General features: G+C 64.4%; 17 protein-coding genes, 2 tRNA genes and 1 other RNA gene. 8 read left to right on the top strand and 12 right to left on the bottom strand.

The window, feature by feature from the left end; translation table 11 throughout:
• Positions 1–30: 30 nt before the first annotated feature.
• On the top strand, positions 31–1,077 hold the full coding sequence (locus tag GRI59_RS08845) for a M14 family metallopeptidase (protein WP_183363623.1): 1,047 nt from the start codon (positions 31–33) through the stop codon (positions 1,075–1,077).
• A 19-nt stretch (positions 1,078–1,096) separates the two neighbouring features.
• Here the strand turns inward: GRI59_RS08845 and GRI59_RS08840 are convergent.
• The 3 genes from GRI59_RS08840 to efp form a co-directional block, all read right to left on the bottom strand.
• A tRNA-Leu gene (locus GRI59_RS08840) sits at positions 1,097–1,181 on the bottom strand.
• A gap of 54 nt (positions 1,182–1,235) precedes the next feature.
• Positions 1,236–2,054, bottom strand: a complete 819-nt coding sequence (locus GRI59_RS08835; protein WP_160760835.1) for an inositol monophosphatase family protein — start codon at positions 2,052–2,054, stop codon at positions 1,236–1,238.
• A gap of 9 nt (positions 2,055–2,063) precedes the next feature.
• Complete coding sequence (gene efp / locus GRI59_RS08830) at positions 2,064–2,627, bottom strand: elongation factor P (protein WP_160760834.1); 564 nt, start codon at positions 2,625–2,627, stop codon at positions 2,064–2,066.
• Positions 2,628–2,802: 175 nt separating this feature from the next.
• Here efp and GRI59_RS08825 point away from each other — a divergent pair, with 175 nt between their 5' ends.
• A complete protein-coding gene (locus GRI59_RS08825) occupies positions 2,803–3,225 on the top strand; it encodes an elongation factor P (RefSeq protein ID WP_160760833.1) in 423 nt (140 codons plus the stop codon).
• A 286-nt stretch (positions 3,226–3,511) separates the two neighbouring features.
• Here GRI59_RS08825 and thiE read toward each other — a convergent pair whose 3' ends face one another.
• The gene (gene thiE, locus GRI59_RS08820; protein WP_160760832.1) at positions 3,512–4,141 is read right to left on the bottom strand and encodes a thiamine phosphate synthase; all 630 of its coding nucleotides are present in this window, start codon (positions 4,139–4,141) and stop codon (positions 3,512–3,514) included.
• An 80-nt stretch (positions 4,142–4,221) separates the two neighbouring features.
• Between thiE and GRI59_RS08815 the strand changes: the two genes are divergently transcribed.
• The gene (locus tag GRI59_RS08815) at positions 4,222–4,629 is read left to right on the top strand and encodes a hypothetical protein (RefSeq protein ID WP_160760831.1); all 408 of its coding nucleotides are present in this window, start codon (positions 4,222–4,224) and stop codon (positions 4,627–4,629) included.
• A 3-nt stretch (positions 4,630–4,632) separates the two neighbouring features.
• Here the strand turns inward: GRI59_RS08815 and GRI59_RS08810 are convergent, their stop codons facing one another.
• The 6 genes from GRI59_RS08810 to tkt all read right to left on the bottom strand — a co-directional run bounded on the left by GRI59_RS08810 (position 4,633) and on the right by tkt (position 10,861).
• A complete protein-coding gene (locus tag GRI59_RS08810) occupies positions 4,633–5,517 on the bottom strand; it encodes a fructose bisphosphate aldolase (protein WP_160760830.1) in 885 nt (294 codons plus the stop codon).
• Positions 5,518–5,652: 135 nt separating this feature from the next.
• The gene (locus tag GRI59_RS08805; protein ID WP_160760829.1) at positions 5,653–6,105 is read right to left on the bottom strand and encodes a PaaI family thioesterase; all 453 of its coding nucleotides are present in this window, start codon (positions 6,103–6,105) and stop codon (positions 5,653–5,655) included.
• Positions 6,106–6,107: 2 nt separating this feature from the next.
• Positions 6,108–6,533, bottom strand: a complete 426-nt coding sequence (locus tag GRI59_RS08800; protein WP_160760828.1) for a YybH family protein — start codon at positions 6,531–6,533, stop codon at positions 6,108–6,110.
• Positions 6,534–6,535: 2 nt separating this feature from the next.
• Positions 6,536–7,741: a phosphoglycerate kinase gene (locus GRI59_RS08795; protein ID WP_160761585.1), complete on the bottom strand. Its 1,206-nt coding sequence runs from the start codon at positions 7,739–7,741 to the stop codon at positions 6,536–6,538.
• 99 nt (positions 7,742–7,840) lie between these two features.
• Positions 7,841–8,848: a type I glyceraldehyde-3-phosphate dehydrogenase gene (gene gap / locus GRI59_RS08790; protein WP_160760827.1), complete on the bottom strand. Its 1,008-nt coding sequence runs from the start codon at positions 8,846–8,848 to the stop codon at positions 7,841–7,843.
• Positions 8,849–8,863: 15 nt separating this feature from the next.
• Positions 8,864–10,861 carry a transketolase gene (gene tkt, locus GRI59_RS08785; RefSeq protein ID WP_160761584.1) on the bottom strand — a complete coding sequence of 666 codons (1,998 nt, stop codon included), beginning with the start codon at positions 10,859–10,861 and terminating at the stop codon, positions 8,864–8,866.
• A gap of 219 nt (positions 10,862–11,080) precedes the next feature.
• On the opposite strand from tkt, the gene GRI59_RS08780 reads away from it, so the two are divergent.
• From GRI59_RS08780 to GRI59_RS08760, 5 genes are all read left to right on the top strand, one after another.
• The gene (locus GRI59_RS08780; RefSeq protein WP_160760826.1) at positions 11,081–11,311 is read left to right on the top strand and encodes a hypothetical protein; all 231 of its coding nucleotides are present in this window, start codon (positions 11,081–11,083) and stop codon (positions 11,309–11,311) included.
• Positions 11,312–11,317: 6 nt separating this feature from the next.
• Positions 11,318–11,800, top strand: coding sequence for a cell division protein ZapA (locus GRI59_RS08775; RefSeq protein WP_160760825.1), 483 nt, complete (start codon positions 11,318–11,320; stop codon positions 11,798–11,800).
• Between the two features lie 11 nt (positions 11,801–11,811).
• Positions 11,812–11,985, top strand: a non-coding RNA gene (ssrS, locus tag GRI59_RS08770) — 6S RNA.
• Between the two features lie 211 nt (positions 11,986–12,196).
• Complete coding sequence (locus tag GRI59_RS08765) at positions 12,197–12,775, top strand: 5-formyltetrahydrofolate cyclo-ligase (RefSeq protein WP_160760824.1); 579 nt, start codon at positions 12,197–12,199, stop codon at positions 12,773–12,775.
• Positions 12,775–13,026, top strand: a complete 252-nt coding sequence (locus GRI59_RS08760) for a DUF2842 domain-containing protein (RefSeq protein WP_160760823.1) — start codon at positions 12,775–12,777, stop codon at positions 13,024–13,026. Before GRI59_RS08765 ends, GRI59_RS08760 begins: the two co-directional genes overlap by 1 nt.
• Before the next feature lie 44 nt (positions 13,027–13,070).
• Here the strand turns inward: GRI59_RS08760 and GRI59_RS08755 are convergent.
• Both GRI59_RS08755 and GRI59_RS08750 read right to left on the bottom strand, forming a co-directional pair.
• Positions 13,071–13,147: transfer RNA gene (locus tag GRI59_RS08755), tRNA-Asp, on the bottom strand.
• Between the two features lie 118 nt (positions 13,148–13,265).
• Positions 13,266–14,552, bottom strand: a complete 1,287-nt coding sequence (locus tag GRI59_RS08750) for a dihydrolipoamide acetyltransferase family protein (RefSeq protein ID WP_160760822.1) — start codon at positions 14,550–14,552, stop codon at positions 13,266–13,268.
• Positions 14,553–14,555: the final 3 nt, after the last annotated feature.

Below are 14,555 nucleotides of genomic sequence, written 5' to 3'. Positions count from 1 at the left end.
GCGAACAGCGCATGCCGCACCGATTCTGTGATGCTCGCCTTTGATTTCGACGGAGCCTCTCCGGCGCGCTGCGCGGTCATGGGAGAGCGGGCCTTCACCCTGCTGATCACGCCCGAACACGCGCCGCCGATCAATCCCAGCTCGTGGTACGCCTTCCGCTACGAAGCCGATGGCACCGCGCCGGTCAGCGTGACCCTGCGCTATCTCGGCGGCGCGCATCGCTACGCGCCAAAGTGGCAGAGCGGGGATGCGACCCGTGACCTGCCGGTGACGGTCAGCGCCGATGGCACCGCAGCCAGCATGGATCTGCCAGCGGGCGAGGCGATCGTCGCAGCGCAGGAACTGATCACTCCTGCCGACACCAGCGCCGACTTGCTGCGTTGGAGCAAGATGCTCGGCACGCCCCCCTTCACGCTGGGAAGTTCGCTGGACGGGCGGGCAATCGAGGCGATCCGCATCGGCCGGACGGATGCGCCGCGACTGGTGATCCTGCTCGGCCGCCAGCACCCGCCCGAGGTCACCGGGGCCATGGCGATGCAGGCCTTTGTCGAGACACTGGTCGGCACCGCCGCGCGTGGCGGGCTCGGCGATGTGCAGTTTCTGGTCGTGCCGATGCTCAACCCCGATGGCACCGCGCGGGGGCACTGGCGTGCCAATCGCGGCGCGGTCGACCTCAACCGTGACTGGGGCGATTTCTCTCAGCCCGAGACCCGCAGCGTAAAGGTGTGGCTCGATGCCCTGCCCGCAGGCGTGCGCCCGGCACTGATGGTGGATTTCCACTCGACGGGTCGCAACCTGTTCTATGTGCAGGGTGACGAGGCCAGCCCGGCGCAGCAGCGCTTCCTTACCGCATGGCTGGGAGGGCGGGAGCAAGCCTTTGCGGGCTATCCCTTCACGATCGAACCGCGCAACGCCAATCCGGGCAGCGGCACGGCGAAGAACTGGTTCCACGCCCGCTATGCTATTCCGGCCTATACCTATGAGGTCGCCGATACCGCTGATCGCAGCGCGACGCGCGCAGCTGCCAGCGACTTGGCAGAAGGACTGCTGGGAGCGTTGGCAACGCTCGAGCATTAATATCGGGAAAAAGCCGGAATGGTGCCCCTGGCCAGACTCGAACTGGCACTTCTTTCGAAACTCGATTTTGAGTCGAGCGCGTCTACCAATTCCACCACAGGGGCGCCCAGAGCGGATGCGGCGCTGTTAGCGTTGCACCGGCGTCAAGGCAACAGTCTCTAGCGCAAAGCTCCCGCTAAAAGCTTGTGCAGCTTGGAATGTAGCGCATCATTCGCTGCCAGAACCTGATTCGCATGAATCGGCTCGGACCGGCCGCGATAGTCGCTGACGAAGCCGCCAGCCTCACGCACCAGCAGACAACCGGCTGCCGTGTCCCATTCGCTCAGGCCGCTTTCCCAGAACCCGTCAAACCGGCCCTGCGCCACGTAAGCCAGATCGAGCGAGGCCGCACCGAAACGGCGGATGCCCGCAACCTCGGGGCCGACGGCGCCGAAAATGCGGCTCCATTCGGCAAAGTCGCCGTGGCCGAAGAACGGAACACCAGTGGCGACCAGCGCATCGGCGAGACGCGAACGGGCCGAGACGCGCAGCCGCGCATCCTGAAGCCACGCCCCGCGGGACTTTTCCGCCCAGAAGGTCTGATCGGTGATCGGCTGATACACCACACCCGCAACCACATCGCCCCAGCCCTTCCCGTCCGCGCGCGGTTCCTGCGCGGCGATGGAGATGGCGAAGTGCGGGATGCCGTGGAGGAAGTTGCTGGTCCCATCGAGCGGATCGACGATCCAGCGCGGCATCCCCGGATCGCCCTCGATCACGCCCGCCTCTTCCATGACAAAGCCCCAGCCCGGACGGGCCGCGAGCAGTTCGTCATAGAGCGTGCGCTCGGCGCGGATATCGGCCTTGCTGACGAAATCGGCCGGGCCCTTGCGGCTGACCTGCAAGTGCTCGACTTCGCCGAAGTCGCGCCGCAAGCGCCCGCCCGCTTTGCGCGCGGCGCGTTCCATGACGCGGATTAGGCCGGAAATAGCTGCCATGATCTGTGCTCAGCTCGCCTTGCCGACGTAGGCTTGCTCATACACATCGACGATGATGCGCGTGCCGCTGCCAATGTGGGGGGGCACCATGATGCGCACGCCATTGTCGAGGATCGCGGGCTTGTAGCTGGACGAGGCGGTCTGCCCCTTCACCACGGCGTCAGCTTCAACGATGGTGGCTTCGATCTGCGAGGGCAGTTCGACCGAGATCGGCTTTTCGTCCCACAGCTCAAGGTTCACCTGCATCCCGTCCTGAAGGAACGGGCGCGCATCGCCGAGCAGGTCGCCGGGCAGCGTGATCTGTTCGTAGGTGTCATTGTCCATGAAGACGAGGTCATCGCCCTCGGCATAGAGGAACTGGAAGGGCTTGGTGTCGAGCCGGACGCGCTCGATCGTGTCGGCGCTGCGGAAGCGCACGTTGGTCTTGCGGCCATCTTGCAGGTTCTTCATTTCGACCTGCATGTAAGCCCCGCCCTTGCCGGGCTGCGTGTGCTGGATCTTGGCAACTTTCCAGATGCCTTTCTCATATTCCAGAATGTTGCCGGGGCGGATATCGACGCCGCTGATCTTCATGGGGCTGTGGGCCTTCTTACGTGGTGGAAAGAGCGTTGAGGCGCGCCGCCGCAAAGGCGCACGCCCGCAAATGATGCGCGCCCATAGCCGAGCGGACCGGTCCGGGCAAGCGCGGGCAAATGGCTTGCGAAAGACTTGGCCTTCCCGCCCGCCTGCTGGTAGAGGCGCGAGCATTATGAAGACCCGCTATGTGTTCCTGCTGATCGTCAGTGCTGCGGCTGCCGCCGCGTTCCTGCCGGGCGGTGCCCAAGGGCAAGACCGTAATGCGTCGCGCCCGCAATCCCGTGCCGCTGCGCCTGCCAGCGGGATGCTCGGCATTCTGCAGCACGGTAACTGGCAATGCGCGCTGCCGGGTGATGCCGGGGGTGAGGCCTTTGTCGAAGTCCCCGAAGAGGCGTTTCGGATCGGCACTGCCTCCAGCTATGAAAACCCCGAAGGCAACGGCATCTACCTGCTGCGCGGCACCGAGGTGGTCTTCACCCGCGGCCCGAAGAAAGACCAGCGCTTCCGGGTGCTGGGCGAGAACACCTTGCAGAAGCTCAACTCGGACGGGAGCCTCAGCAAGCTGATCTGCACGCGGGTGAGCAACACCAACTAGGCTTGGGACGCGGAGGCAGCGGCAGGGATCGCGGGAGTAAAGCTGCCATTCGGCTAGCGGCCCAAAGTGCCCCCCTCTTACCCGTCGCCCCGTGCTTGACACGGTGGTTGGCTAACTTCGGTGCCGTTGCAGGAAAAAAGCCTAACCCCGGATCAAGTCCGGTGCGACGTGCGGGAGGATGGCAATGAACTACCCAATCCAGCAGTTGGCTCGTTGTTCAGCAGTAGGTGGCGATGATAGCAGATTTCCGCCCGATGCGGTGCAGCCAGTCAGGCGAACCCTCGCTTCAGCTGCGCATCGCCTTGGCGAACGCCTCGATCGCCGCGACCTCGTCGCCGTTCCACACCGCGCCCGATACCGCGAGGAAATCCGCGCCCGCTTCGATTAGCGGCTTGCAGTTTTCCGGCGTGATCCCGCCAATGGCGACGCAGGGGATTTCGAAAATGCTCGTCCACCATTGCAGCGTTTCGAGGTCAGGCACTTCGGCGTCCGGGCCCTTATCCTTGGTGGTCGAGGGGTAGAACGCGCCGAAGGCGACGTAATCAGCTCCCGCTTCCCCCGCTTCCATCGCCATGTGGCGGCTGGCGTGGCAGGTGACGCCAATCTGCGCCTCGCGGCCCAATTCCTCGCGCGCATCGCGCGGGGAGCCGTCGTCTTGCCCCAGATGCACCCCGTCAGCTTTAAGCCGCTTGGCCAGCGAGACCGAATCATTGACGATAAAGGCCACGTCATGCTCGGCGCAGATGGCTTGAAGCGGCTCGGCCAGCGCTGCAGCTTCATGGCTTTCGACGCCTTTCACCCGGAATTGGAACGCGGTCACAAGACCCTTGCCTGCCTCCAGAGCGCGTTCGAGCCGCTGGGGAAAGGTGCCGCCCACATCGAGTGGGGAGATGAGATAAAGCTGTGTTTCGGTCATGGCCGCAACCGCTAATCGCTCACGCGGTCGCTGTCACCTGTTCAGCCGCCACTCAGCCATCGGCGCGCTAAACTGCGGGCATGAACCATCTGCTCCGCGCCGTCCTGCCCCTCACCCTCGCCGCTGTGCTTGGCGCCTGCGCCGTCATCCCTGACCGCGCCGGGGTAGAAAGGATTTCGCTGCCTCAGGGGAGCCCCACCGCGCTGCTCCAGACTGTGAAGGTCGGCGATCTGACCGTGACGCCGCAGGAAGTGGTCGAAGATAGCCGCTGCCCGATCAATGCCCGTTGCATCTGGGCCGGACGGTTGGTGGTACGCACCCGGATCGACGGCGCAGGCTGGCGCGACACGGCTGACCTGACGCTGGGCGAGCCCTTCGGCACGCATGGAACGGTGTTTGCCCTCACCTCAGGCGAACCGGCGCCCGAAGCCGGAGCCGGACGCGAAACTGCCAAGGAGGAGTACCGCTTCACCTTCGAAGCGCGGTGAGCCTCAGACGCTGGCGCTGGCGATCTTTTCGATCGCCTTGCCGAGCACTGTGTTGAATTCCGCATCCGACTGGCCCTTGCGCAAATCCTGCAATAGCCCGCGGCTGAAGCTGGCAATCATGCCGGGGTTCTGGGCGAGGCGTGAACAGGCGTCGTCAGTCGAGAATCCACCCGACAGCGCGACCACGCGCAGCACCTTGGGATGCTGCGTCAGCGGAGTGTAGAGACCGGCGGTGGCCGGAATCGAGAGCTTCAGCATCACCTGCTGGCCTTCGGGCAGCGCGTCGAGGTGCTTGAGGATTTCCTCGAGCAGGATCGCTTCGCCTGCCGCGCGGTCGTCCGAGGTGATGTCATATTCCGGCTCGATAATCGGCATCAGGCCCGCAGCGATGATCTGCGCACCCACTTCGAACTGCTGAGCAACCACGGCGGCGATCCCGGCGGGATTGGCCGCCTTGATCACGGAGCGCATTTTGGTGCCGAACATCCCCGCCGCCACCGACTTTTCCAGCAGCGCCGCAAGTTTCACCATCGGCTTCATCAATTGCACGCCGTCCGACTCGTCAGCCAGACCTTCGTCGACCTTGATGAACGGCACGATCCCGCGCGCCTTCAACGCATCCCCGGTTGAGACACCATCCACCACGCCGTCCATCGTGCGCTCGAACAGGATCGCCCCGATCACCTTGCCGCTGCCGAAGCAGGGCGAGGTGATGACGCGGGCGCGCATTGCGTGGATCTGGGAAAACATTTCCTCGTCACCCGACCACTCCGCGTCTTCCACCCCGTACCCGCGCAGCGCCTTGGGGGTCGAGCCACCCGACTGGTCGAGCGCGGCAATGAACCCCTGTCCGGTGGCGATGCGGATCGTCATTTCGAGGGTATTCATGGCTGGCTTTCTCCGGTGCGAAGGTGGTCTGTGGTGGGGCCTGCTTGCGTCTATGCATAGGTATGCACAAACCCGATGACGCGCCATTAGCGAGCCCTCGCGGATGCTGCAACCGCGAAGGCGGCCACGATGCGATCAGCGGCGGGTCAGGCGCCGGATGATGCCGGTGAAGCTCAGCGCAGGCTTGCCGTCGCCGGTGATGATCCCGCGCACGAAGATCGTCTTGCCACCTCCGCGCGTGATCTCCCCCCGTGCCTCGACCAGAGCGCCGTCCGCGACCGAGCCGAGGAAATCGCCCGCAAGGTTCAAGGTGACCGCGTGATCGCCGTTCAGTTCGTCGGTCGCGATTGCGAACAGGGCGAAATCGGCGAAGGTCAGCAGGCAGCCGCCATGCATGAAGCCGCCGCCGTTCATGTGGCGCGGTTCCGCACGGAAGGCGCTGACATAGGAGCCGTCCTCCTCACGCCGGTAGTAGAACGGGCCCGAGCGCGTTTCGAACGGATCGCCCTGCCAATAGCGCCACCCGGCAAACTCGCCGTTCTCCATTACGCTCAACTGGCCGTAACTGGTTTCTACCGCTTCGCTCATCGCTACTTCCACAATTGCAGGCGGCTGACGGCCGCCGCGATGCTATCGTCCTGATCAAGCCGGGCGAGACTGCGTTCGGCCAGCTTCCAGCCTCCGATTGTGCCCTTGCGCCACAGGTCAGTTACTAGAAACCCGCCGCTCCACAGCTTCGGCCCAAGCGCCAGTTCAAGCTCCGCGCCGGCGACGAACCAGGCGCTTTTGCCATAAGGGCGCACAATCACTTCGCGAAAGGCAAAGCGCGTGCAGGCAAAACCGCGCTCCATCGCTGCGAGGAAGCTCGGGCGATCAAGCAATTGCGGCGGAGAACTGCCAACCAGCAGCATGAAATCGCGGGCGGTGATCTTCTTCATCGCCTTCACATCGCCCGCCACCCAGGCGCGCATCGCGCCGAGCGCCAGCGCTTCGATCTCGGCAGTAACGTCAGCCATGGTCAGACTTCGAGCGCCGCCACGCCGGGCAGCACCCGGCCTTCCATCCATTCGAGGAAGGCTCCACCAGCTGTTGAAATATAAGTGAAATCTTCCGAAACACCCGCCTGTGCCAAAGCCGCGACCGTGTCACCCCCACCCGCCACGCTGATAAGCGAACCTTCCAGCGTCAACGCCGCCGCCGTGCGCGCCAAGGCAACAGTGGCCGCATCGAACGGCTCGGTTTCGAACGCGCCGAGCGGGCCGTTCCATACCAGCGTGCGGCAGGTCTTGAGCACGTCGGCCAGCGCTTCCACCGCCTGAGGACCCACATCGAGGATCATCTCGTCCGCGGCGACTTCGTGGACGTTGCAGGTGCGCAAGCTCGCCGGGTTGGCGGCGAATTCCTTGGCCACCACCACGTCATAGGGCAGGTGGACGGTGCAACCCGCATTGTCCGCCTCGTCCATAATCCGGGCCACGGTTGCGGCCAAATCATGCTCGCACAGCGACTTGCCGACATCGACCCCGCGCGCGGCGAGGAAAGTGTTGGCCATGCCGCCGCCGATGATCAGGTGCTGCACTTTGCCGACCAGATGTTCGAGCACAGCGAGCTTGGACGAAACCTTGGCTCCGCCGACAACAGCCGCGACCGGCTGCTGCGGCGTGCCGAGCGCGGCGTCGAGCGCCTTCAACTCAGCCTCCATCGAGCGACCGGCATAGGACGGAAGAAAATGCGTTAGCCCTTCTGTCGTCGCATGGGCGCGGTGCGCGGCGCTGAAGGCGTCGTTCACATACAGCGTGCCGTGGGCGGCGATGGCCTGCGCGAAGTTAGGATCATTGCCCTCCTCGCCCGGCCAGAAGCGGGTGTTGTCGAGCAACCCGATATCGCCGCTGCGCAGGATGGTGCTGACCGCCTGATCGACCACCGGTCCAGCGATCTCGGGGATGAACATCACTTCCTTGCCCAGCACCCGCTCGACATCGCCGATCACCATGCTGGTCGACAACATCGAAGACCGCTGACCGCCCGGACGCCCGAAATGCGCCAACAGCAGCACCTTGGCCCCGCGTCCGGCGAGCTCAAGGATGGTGGGGCGCGCTGCCTCGACCCGGGTGACATCGGTGGCCGAGCCATCCTTCATCGGCAGGTTGAGATCAACGCGAACGAGCGCGACCTCACCGGTCAGGTCTGCGGGCAGATCGTCGAGGGTCTTGAAGCGAGCCATCATTATTTATCCGTCATTCCGGCGGAGGCCGGAACCCAGGAGGCTCCGGCCACGCATGTTCGCTCTGGGCCCCGGCCTGCGCCGGGGTGACGATTGGTGTCAAAGAAACTTCGCCATCACCCCGGCGGTGTCGATCATCCGGTTGGAGAAGCCCCATTCGTTGTCGTACCAGCTGACGACACGGGCAAGCTTGCCTTCCATCACGCTGGTTTCAAGGCTGTCGACCGTCGAGGACGCCGGATAGTGGTTGAAGTCGGAGCTGACGAGCGGCTGATCGGTGTAGTCGAGTACGCCCTTCATCGCCCCTTCAGCCGCCGCCTTCAGCGCTTCATTGATTTCTTCCTTGGTGGTCTCGCGGCTCGGCACGAATACCAGATCGACCATCGAGACGTTCGGGGTCGGCACGCGGACCGATGAACCGTCGAGTTTGCCCTTCAGCTCAGGAAGCACCAGACCCACAGCGCGCGCTGCGCCGGTGGTGGTCGGGATCATGTTCTGCGCACCGGCCCGAGCGCGGCGAAGATCGGAGTGGATCTGGTCAAGCATCCGCTGATCGTTGGTGTAGGAGTGGATCGTGGTCATGAACCCACGCTCGATCCCGATCACATCGTTCAGCACCTTGGCCACCGGTGCGAGGCAGTTGGTGGTGCAGCTTGCATTCGAGATGATCACGTCATCTCCGGTCAGCGTTTCATGATTCACGCCGTAAACGATCGTCTTGGAAACGCCCGTGGCGGGCGCCGAGATCAGCACGCGCTTGGCCCCGGCGGCGAGATGCGGGCGGCTGGCTTCGTCGGACTGGAAGAACCCGGTGCATTCGAGCACGATGTCCACGCCCATTGCGGCGTGCGGCAGATTGGCGGGATCGCGTTCCTTGGTCACGGCGATGCGCTTGCCATTGACGATGATCGCATCGCCATCGGCCGTCACTTCGCCGCCGAAGCGGCCATGGACTGTGTCATAGGCGAACAGCAGCGCGTTGGACTTGGCATCCGCCAGATCGTTGATCGCGACCAGTTCGAGATCGTGATCGGTGCGCTCGAGAATAGCGCGCGCGACGAGCCGGCCAATGCGACCGAAGCCGTTAATGGCAACTTTGGTGGCCATGAGAGGTTCTCCTGCTTAAGCGTTCAGTTTGTTCAGGATTTGCGGGACAATAGCCTCCGCTGTGAAGCCGAAATGGGCAAACAGATCTTCTGCCGGGGCCGAAGCACCGAAGGTGTCGATCCCAATATTGATGCCGCTGCGCCCGGTGTAGCGTTCCCACCCCAGCGTCGATCCGGCCTCAATCGAGACGATCAACGCATCTGTGGGCAGCACGTCGGCCTTGTAGGCTTCGGGCTGAGCGTCGAACAGCTCGGCGCAAGGCATCGAAACGACGTCTGCGCCGATCCCCTGCGCTTCGAGTTCGTCAGCGCAGGTCATCGCAAGCTCCACTTCGGAGCCCGTCGCGACGATCACGACCTTGCGGGCCGCCGTCGCTTCGCGCAGGCGATAGCCGCCCTGGGCGCTGCGATTGTTCGCCTGCGACCAGTTCTCGTCACCCTTGCCGCGCAGCTGCGGCAGGTTCTGCCGGGTCAGGCACAGTACCGAAGGCGTCTCCGGTGTCGTCAGCGCCAACGCCCAGCACTCCGCCGTCTCGATCACATCGGCCGGGCGATAGACATTGAGGTTGGGGATCAGGCGCAGGCTCATCACGTGCTCCACCGGCTGGTGGGTCGGCCCATCTTCGCCCAACCCGATGGAGTCGTGGGTCATCACATAGACCACGCCAGTTTGCTGGAGCGCCGACAGGCGGATCGCGTTACGGCAATAGTCGCTGAAGATCAGGAAGGTGCCGCCATAAGGCACGATGCCGCCATGCAGCGCCATGCCGTTCATCGCCGCCGCCATGCCGAATTCGCGGATGCCGTAATAGACGTAGCGCCCCGAATAATCCTCGGCGGTCATCGGCAGGGTCGAGGGGGTCTTGGTATTGTTCGATCCGGTGAGATCGGCCGAGCCGCCGACCAGCTGCGGGATCGCCGCCGTCAGCGGGCCAAGTGCCATCTCGGATGCCTTGCGGGTCGCGACTGTCTTCGGATTGCGGGCAAGATCGTCGATGTAACCCGCAATCGCCGGGCCGACGAGACTGCCGATCGGCGCCATCTGGCTGGTGAAATCACCCTTCTTTTCCGAAGCCTCGAGCCGTCCGGCCCAGGCTCCATGCGCCGCCCGTCCCGGTTCACCCGCCAAGCGCCAGTCAGCGAGGATTTCGGAGGGGATCACGAACGGCTCAGCCGTCCAGCCCAGCGTCTCGCGCGCCGCAGCCACTTCCGCCCCGCCGAGCGCCGCGCCGTGGACGCCGCTGGTGCCCTGCTTGTTGGGCGCGCCCTTGCCGATCAGCGTCCGGCAGGCAACGAGCGAAGGACGCGGATCGGCCTTGGCCTCTTGCAAGGCCCGCTCGATATCGGCGAAATCGTGGCCGTCACACTCGGTCACATGCCATCCGGTCGCGATGTAGCGCGCCTTGATATCTTCGGACGAGGACAGATCGGTCGCGCCGTCGATGGTGATGCGGTTGTCGTCCCACAGCACATTCAAGCGCCCGAGCTTCAGGTGCCCGGCCAGCCCGATGGCCTCATGGTTGATGCCTTCCATCAGACACCCATCGCCCGCGATCACCCAAGTGCGGTGATCCACCAGATCATCGCCATAAACCGCGTTCAGGTGACGCTCGGCCATTGCCATGCCGACTGCCATCGCGAGACCCTGCCCGAGCGGGCCAGTGGTGCATTCCACCCCGTCGAGCAGGAAGTTCTCGGGATGGCCTGCGCAAGGGCTGCCCAGCTTCCGGAAATTGCGAATGTCGTCAATCGTCGGCGCGGCGTAGCCGGTGAGATAGAGCAGGCTGTAGATCAGCATCGAACCGTGGCCCGCGCTCAGTATGAACCGGTCGCGGTCTGCCCAATCGGGCGCGGTCGGATCAAACTTCAGGTGGCCGGTGAACAGCACGGTCGCCACATCGGCCATGCCCATCGGCATCCCGGGGTGCCCGGAATTGGCCGCCTCGACCGCGTCCATCGACAGGGCGCGGATGGCATTCGCCATCGGCTGGAGGCGGGCGGGCTCGAGGCTCATCGGCACGAAATTCTCCTGCTTCAGCAACCGGCCCCGCGCGCCATCGCGCCCGACTCGGCTCGGCTCAGATGGGCGTGCCATTGCCGAGGCCAACAGGGAGGTCAACCTTGGGCACGCGCGCTGTCGACCGATCGGCCTCCCTTGCAAGGGCGCATCACTTATCAACAGCCCCGCCCAAGCCTTTGCACCCCATGCATTCTGTTGGTATCGCTAGCGCCCATGACCGCCGATCGCATCGCCACTGCGCTGGCCCGTATCGAGACCGCAATTGCCCGGATCGACGCGGCGTCGAGTGATATCGCGCGCGAAGCCACCGCTAACGCCGAAAGCAAGGCGGCAGGCAGCTCTGCCAGGGTGATCGAACTGGTCAACGTTCACGAGAGGTTGCGCGAGCAAGTCGCGGAAAGCCTGCGCGAACTTGACGATATCCTCGCCAAGCTGGAAGACTGACGCCCGATGAGCACCGTCACGCTGAACATCGGCCCCAAAACCTACACCATCGCCTGCGCCGATGGCGAGGAAGCCCATATCGAAGGGCTCGGCGCGATGATTGCCGAGAAATATGCCCTGCTCGGCGCATCACGCGCGCCGCTGGAAGCGCAGAACCTGCTGTTCGCCGCGCTGTTCCTCGCCGACGAACTGGCTGAAGCACGCAAGCGTGCCGCCGCTTCCGAGCCGGCGGCCTCCCCCGAGACCGAGCCAGCAGAAGCTGATGCGCTGCGCGAGACTATTGCCCAGCTTGAAAGCGAGCTCGAAGCCGTGCGCCAAGCTGCTGCCACGCCTGCGGCGCGCCCCCCTGCCGCACCCCAGGCTGACCTGTTCGTAGGCACTGCTCCGGCAGAAGATGTGAGCGATACGCTCGCCGAACAACTCGAAGCCTTGGCAGCCCGCATCGAAGCCAGTGCCGCGGCGCTTGAAGCGGCGGCACCAAGCGCCTAGATAGGTAGGCGGCGGGACTGCCCGGCACGAGCCGATTGAACATCCCTGAGGCTATAAGTAATCCAAATGGGAGCTGTCCCTGCCCTTGTTTGCCGGTTCGTCCGGAAGGCTTGGGCATACGGCGCCCACCTGACGTAAAACGCGTCAGAGGATTTCTAGCGCAAACGACCCATGGTGGTTCCGTCACATTATTTGATTTCCGCGCGCCCTCCGGCGCGCGAAATCCTGGCTCACACGGCCTGAAGGCCGCGCCGCTGCGGGCGGGCGGTCGCCCTTCCGGCCCTGCGGGCCGTTACAATCCTCCCCTTCAGGGGAGGGGGACCACCGAAGGTGGTGGAGGGGCGAGCAGGTGGTTGATCTTGCCGCCGTCCAGACTGAAGTCTACCGCCTTGATTGATGAACAACCCCTCCAAAACCGAACTCCGCAAGGCTCTTCGCGCTGCCCGCAAGGCGCATGTCGAGGCGCTCCCTGATCATATCCGCGGGCTGCTGTTCCACCGTCCGCCCGCGCCCTTGCTCGCCCGCATTCCGCAGGAGGCGGTGATCGGCGTTTATCACGCCGGCCCCTGGGAGGCCCCCGCGGCGGCCTATGCGCGGTTCTTCCATGAGGCGGGCCACCCCATCGCCCTGCCCCATTTCTCTGGACCAGATGCGGCGATGACCTTCTGCCGCTACAGCGATGCCTATGGGCAGGACGATCTCGAAGTCGGCCCGTTCGGCATGCTGCAACCCCCAGCTGAGGCCGACACGCTGGTTCCCGAGGTTCTGTTCGTACCGCTGGTCGGCTTTACCCCGGCGCTCGCGCGGCTCGGTCAGGGCGGCGGGCATTATGATCGCTGGCTGGCGGAACATCCGCCGTTGCTGGCCATTGGGCTGGCATGGGATGCGCAGGCCTGCGACGCCCTGCCGACCGAACCTCACGATGTGCCACTCGATGCGGTCGTCACCCCGACCCGGATATATGGACTTACCTGATGCGCGAAACCCCAACCTGGCGAATCCCGTTCGGCATTGTCAGCCTCTTCATTGCGCTGATCGTTTATGGCGTGGTCATTGCCCGCTATGCGCCGGACATCATCGGACGCTGGTCGGGCGGCTCGCAGGCAGTCGTCTATGTCGTGTTGGGGCTGATCTGGCTGCTGCCCTTGAAGCGCTTCCTGATCTGGATGGAGACCGGCATTTGGAGCCCGCCTGCCGCAACGCAGGCAAAAGAAAAGGCGGACTAACGCCCGCCTTTATCAATGCCGTTTCGGCTTCCCTGAAGAACAAGTGGCGCGAGTGACGGGGCTCGAACCCGCGACCTTCGGCGTGACAGGCCGACGCTCTAACCAACTGAGCTACACCCGCGCATCTTGTCCTTCCGAGCGTTCCGGCTGTGCCGTCCCGCCCGTGGAGCAGCGCCATTAGGCGCGGGCGTTCGGGCTGTCAACGCCCTCTTGCCCTGCACCGGCGCAATATTTTTCACCTAATCCACCAGCAACAGCGCCGGCGTTTCGATCAGCTTCTTCATGCCTTGCACAAAGCTCGCCGCATCGTGGCCATCGACCACGCGGTGATCGCAGGAGATCGAGATGTTCATCAGCTTGCGCTTGGCGATTCGCTCCCCGCCCATGCCGTCGCTAACGAACATCGGACGCTCGACAATGCGGTTGGGGCCGATGATCGCGACTTCCGGGCGGTTGATGACCGGAGTGGTCGCCACCCCGCCCAAAGGCCCGAGCGAGGTGATCGTCAGGGTCGAACCGGAAAGCTCTTCCGACGTCGCCTTGCCGGTGCGCGCGGCCTCGGCCAAGCGGCCGATCTCGCGCGCCAATTGCCACAGGTTGCGGCTCTGCGCGTCGCGAATCACCGGCACCATCAGGCCATTGTCGGTCTGCGCCGCCATGCCGAGATGCACGCTGCCATAACGCGTGACGACATTGGCCTCGTCATCATAGCGCGCATTGATCATCGGGAAATCGGGCACGACCTTGCATATGGCGGTGATCAGCAGTGGCAGCAGCGTGAGCTTGGGCTTGTCACCCCGTGCAGCGTTCAACTGCGCGCGCAGGGTTTCCAGATCGGTGACATCGCATTCTTCGACATAGGTGAAGTGCGGGATGTGGCGCTTGGCCGCGGCCATGTTCTGGGCGATGCGCTTGCGCAGGCCGATGACCTTGATCACCTCATCCCCGCGCGCCTTGCCGGCTGCACCGAAGCCACTGCCCGCGTTGTAGGCGAGGAAGGCGTCGAGATCGCCGTGCCGCACGCGGCCATCTTCGGCAGACTTCACCTCAGAGAGATCGACGCCCAACTCGCGCGCGCGCTGGCGCACGGCGGGGGAGGCGAGGACTTTAACGAGGACCGCAGCCGGCGCGGGCGCGGGCGCCGGGGCAGGCTCTTCGGAAACCTCCGCACCATCGGCGTCGGACATTTCGTCTTCAATCTGCTCGGCTGCCGCTTCGGCTTCGGCCTCGGCTTGCTCCTCAGCATCACCCTCCGCCTCGGCGTCGCGATCAGCCGCGCCCTCACCTTCAACCTCAATCACCAGAAGCATCGAGCCGATGGCGATCACGTCGCCAACCTCGCCCGCGACATCGACCACCGTGCCTGCGACAGGGCTTTCGATATCGATCGTCGCCTTGTCGGTCATCACGTCGACGAGGTGCTGGTCTTCCTCGACCCGGTCACCGACCTTCACGTGCCATTCGACGACTTCCGCCTCGGCCACGCCTTCGCCCACGTCGGGCATCTTGAAAATGAATCTCGCCATGGT

This window comes from Erythrobacter ramosus (assembly GCF_009828055.1).
Lineage (GTDB): Bacteria > Pseudomonadota > Alphaproteobacteria > Sphingomonadales > Sphingomonadaceae > Erythrobacter > Erythrobacter ramosus.
The sequence above is the reverse complement of the archived record's forward strand: the minus strand, read 5'-3'. Positions and strand labels throughout refer to the sequence as shown.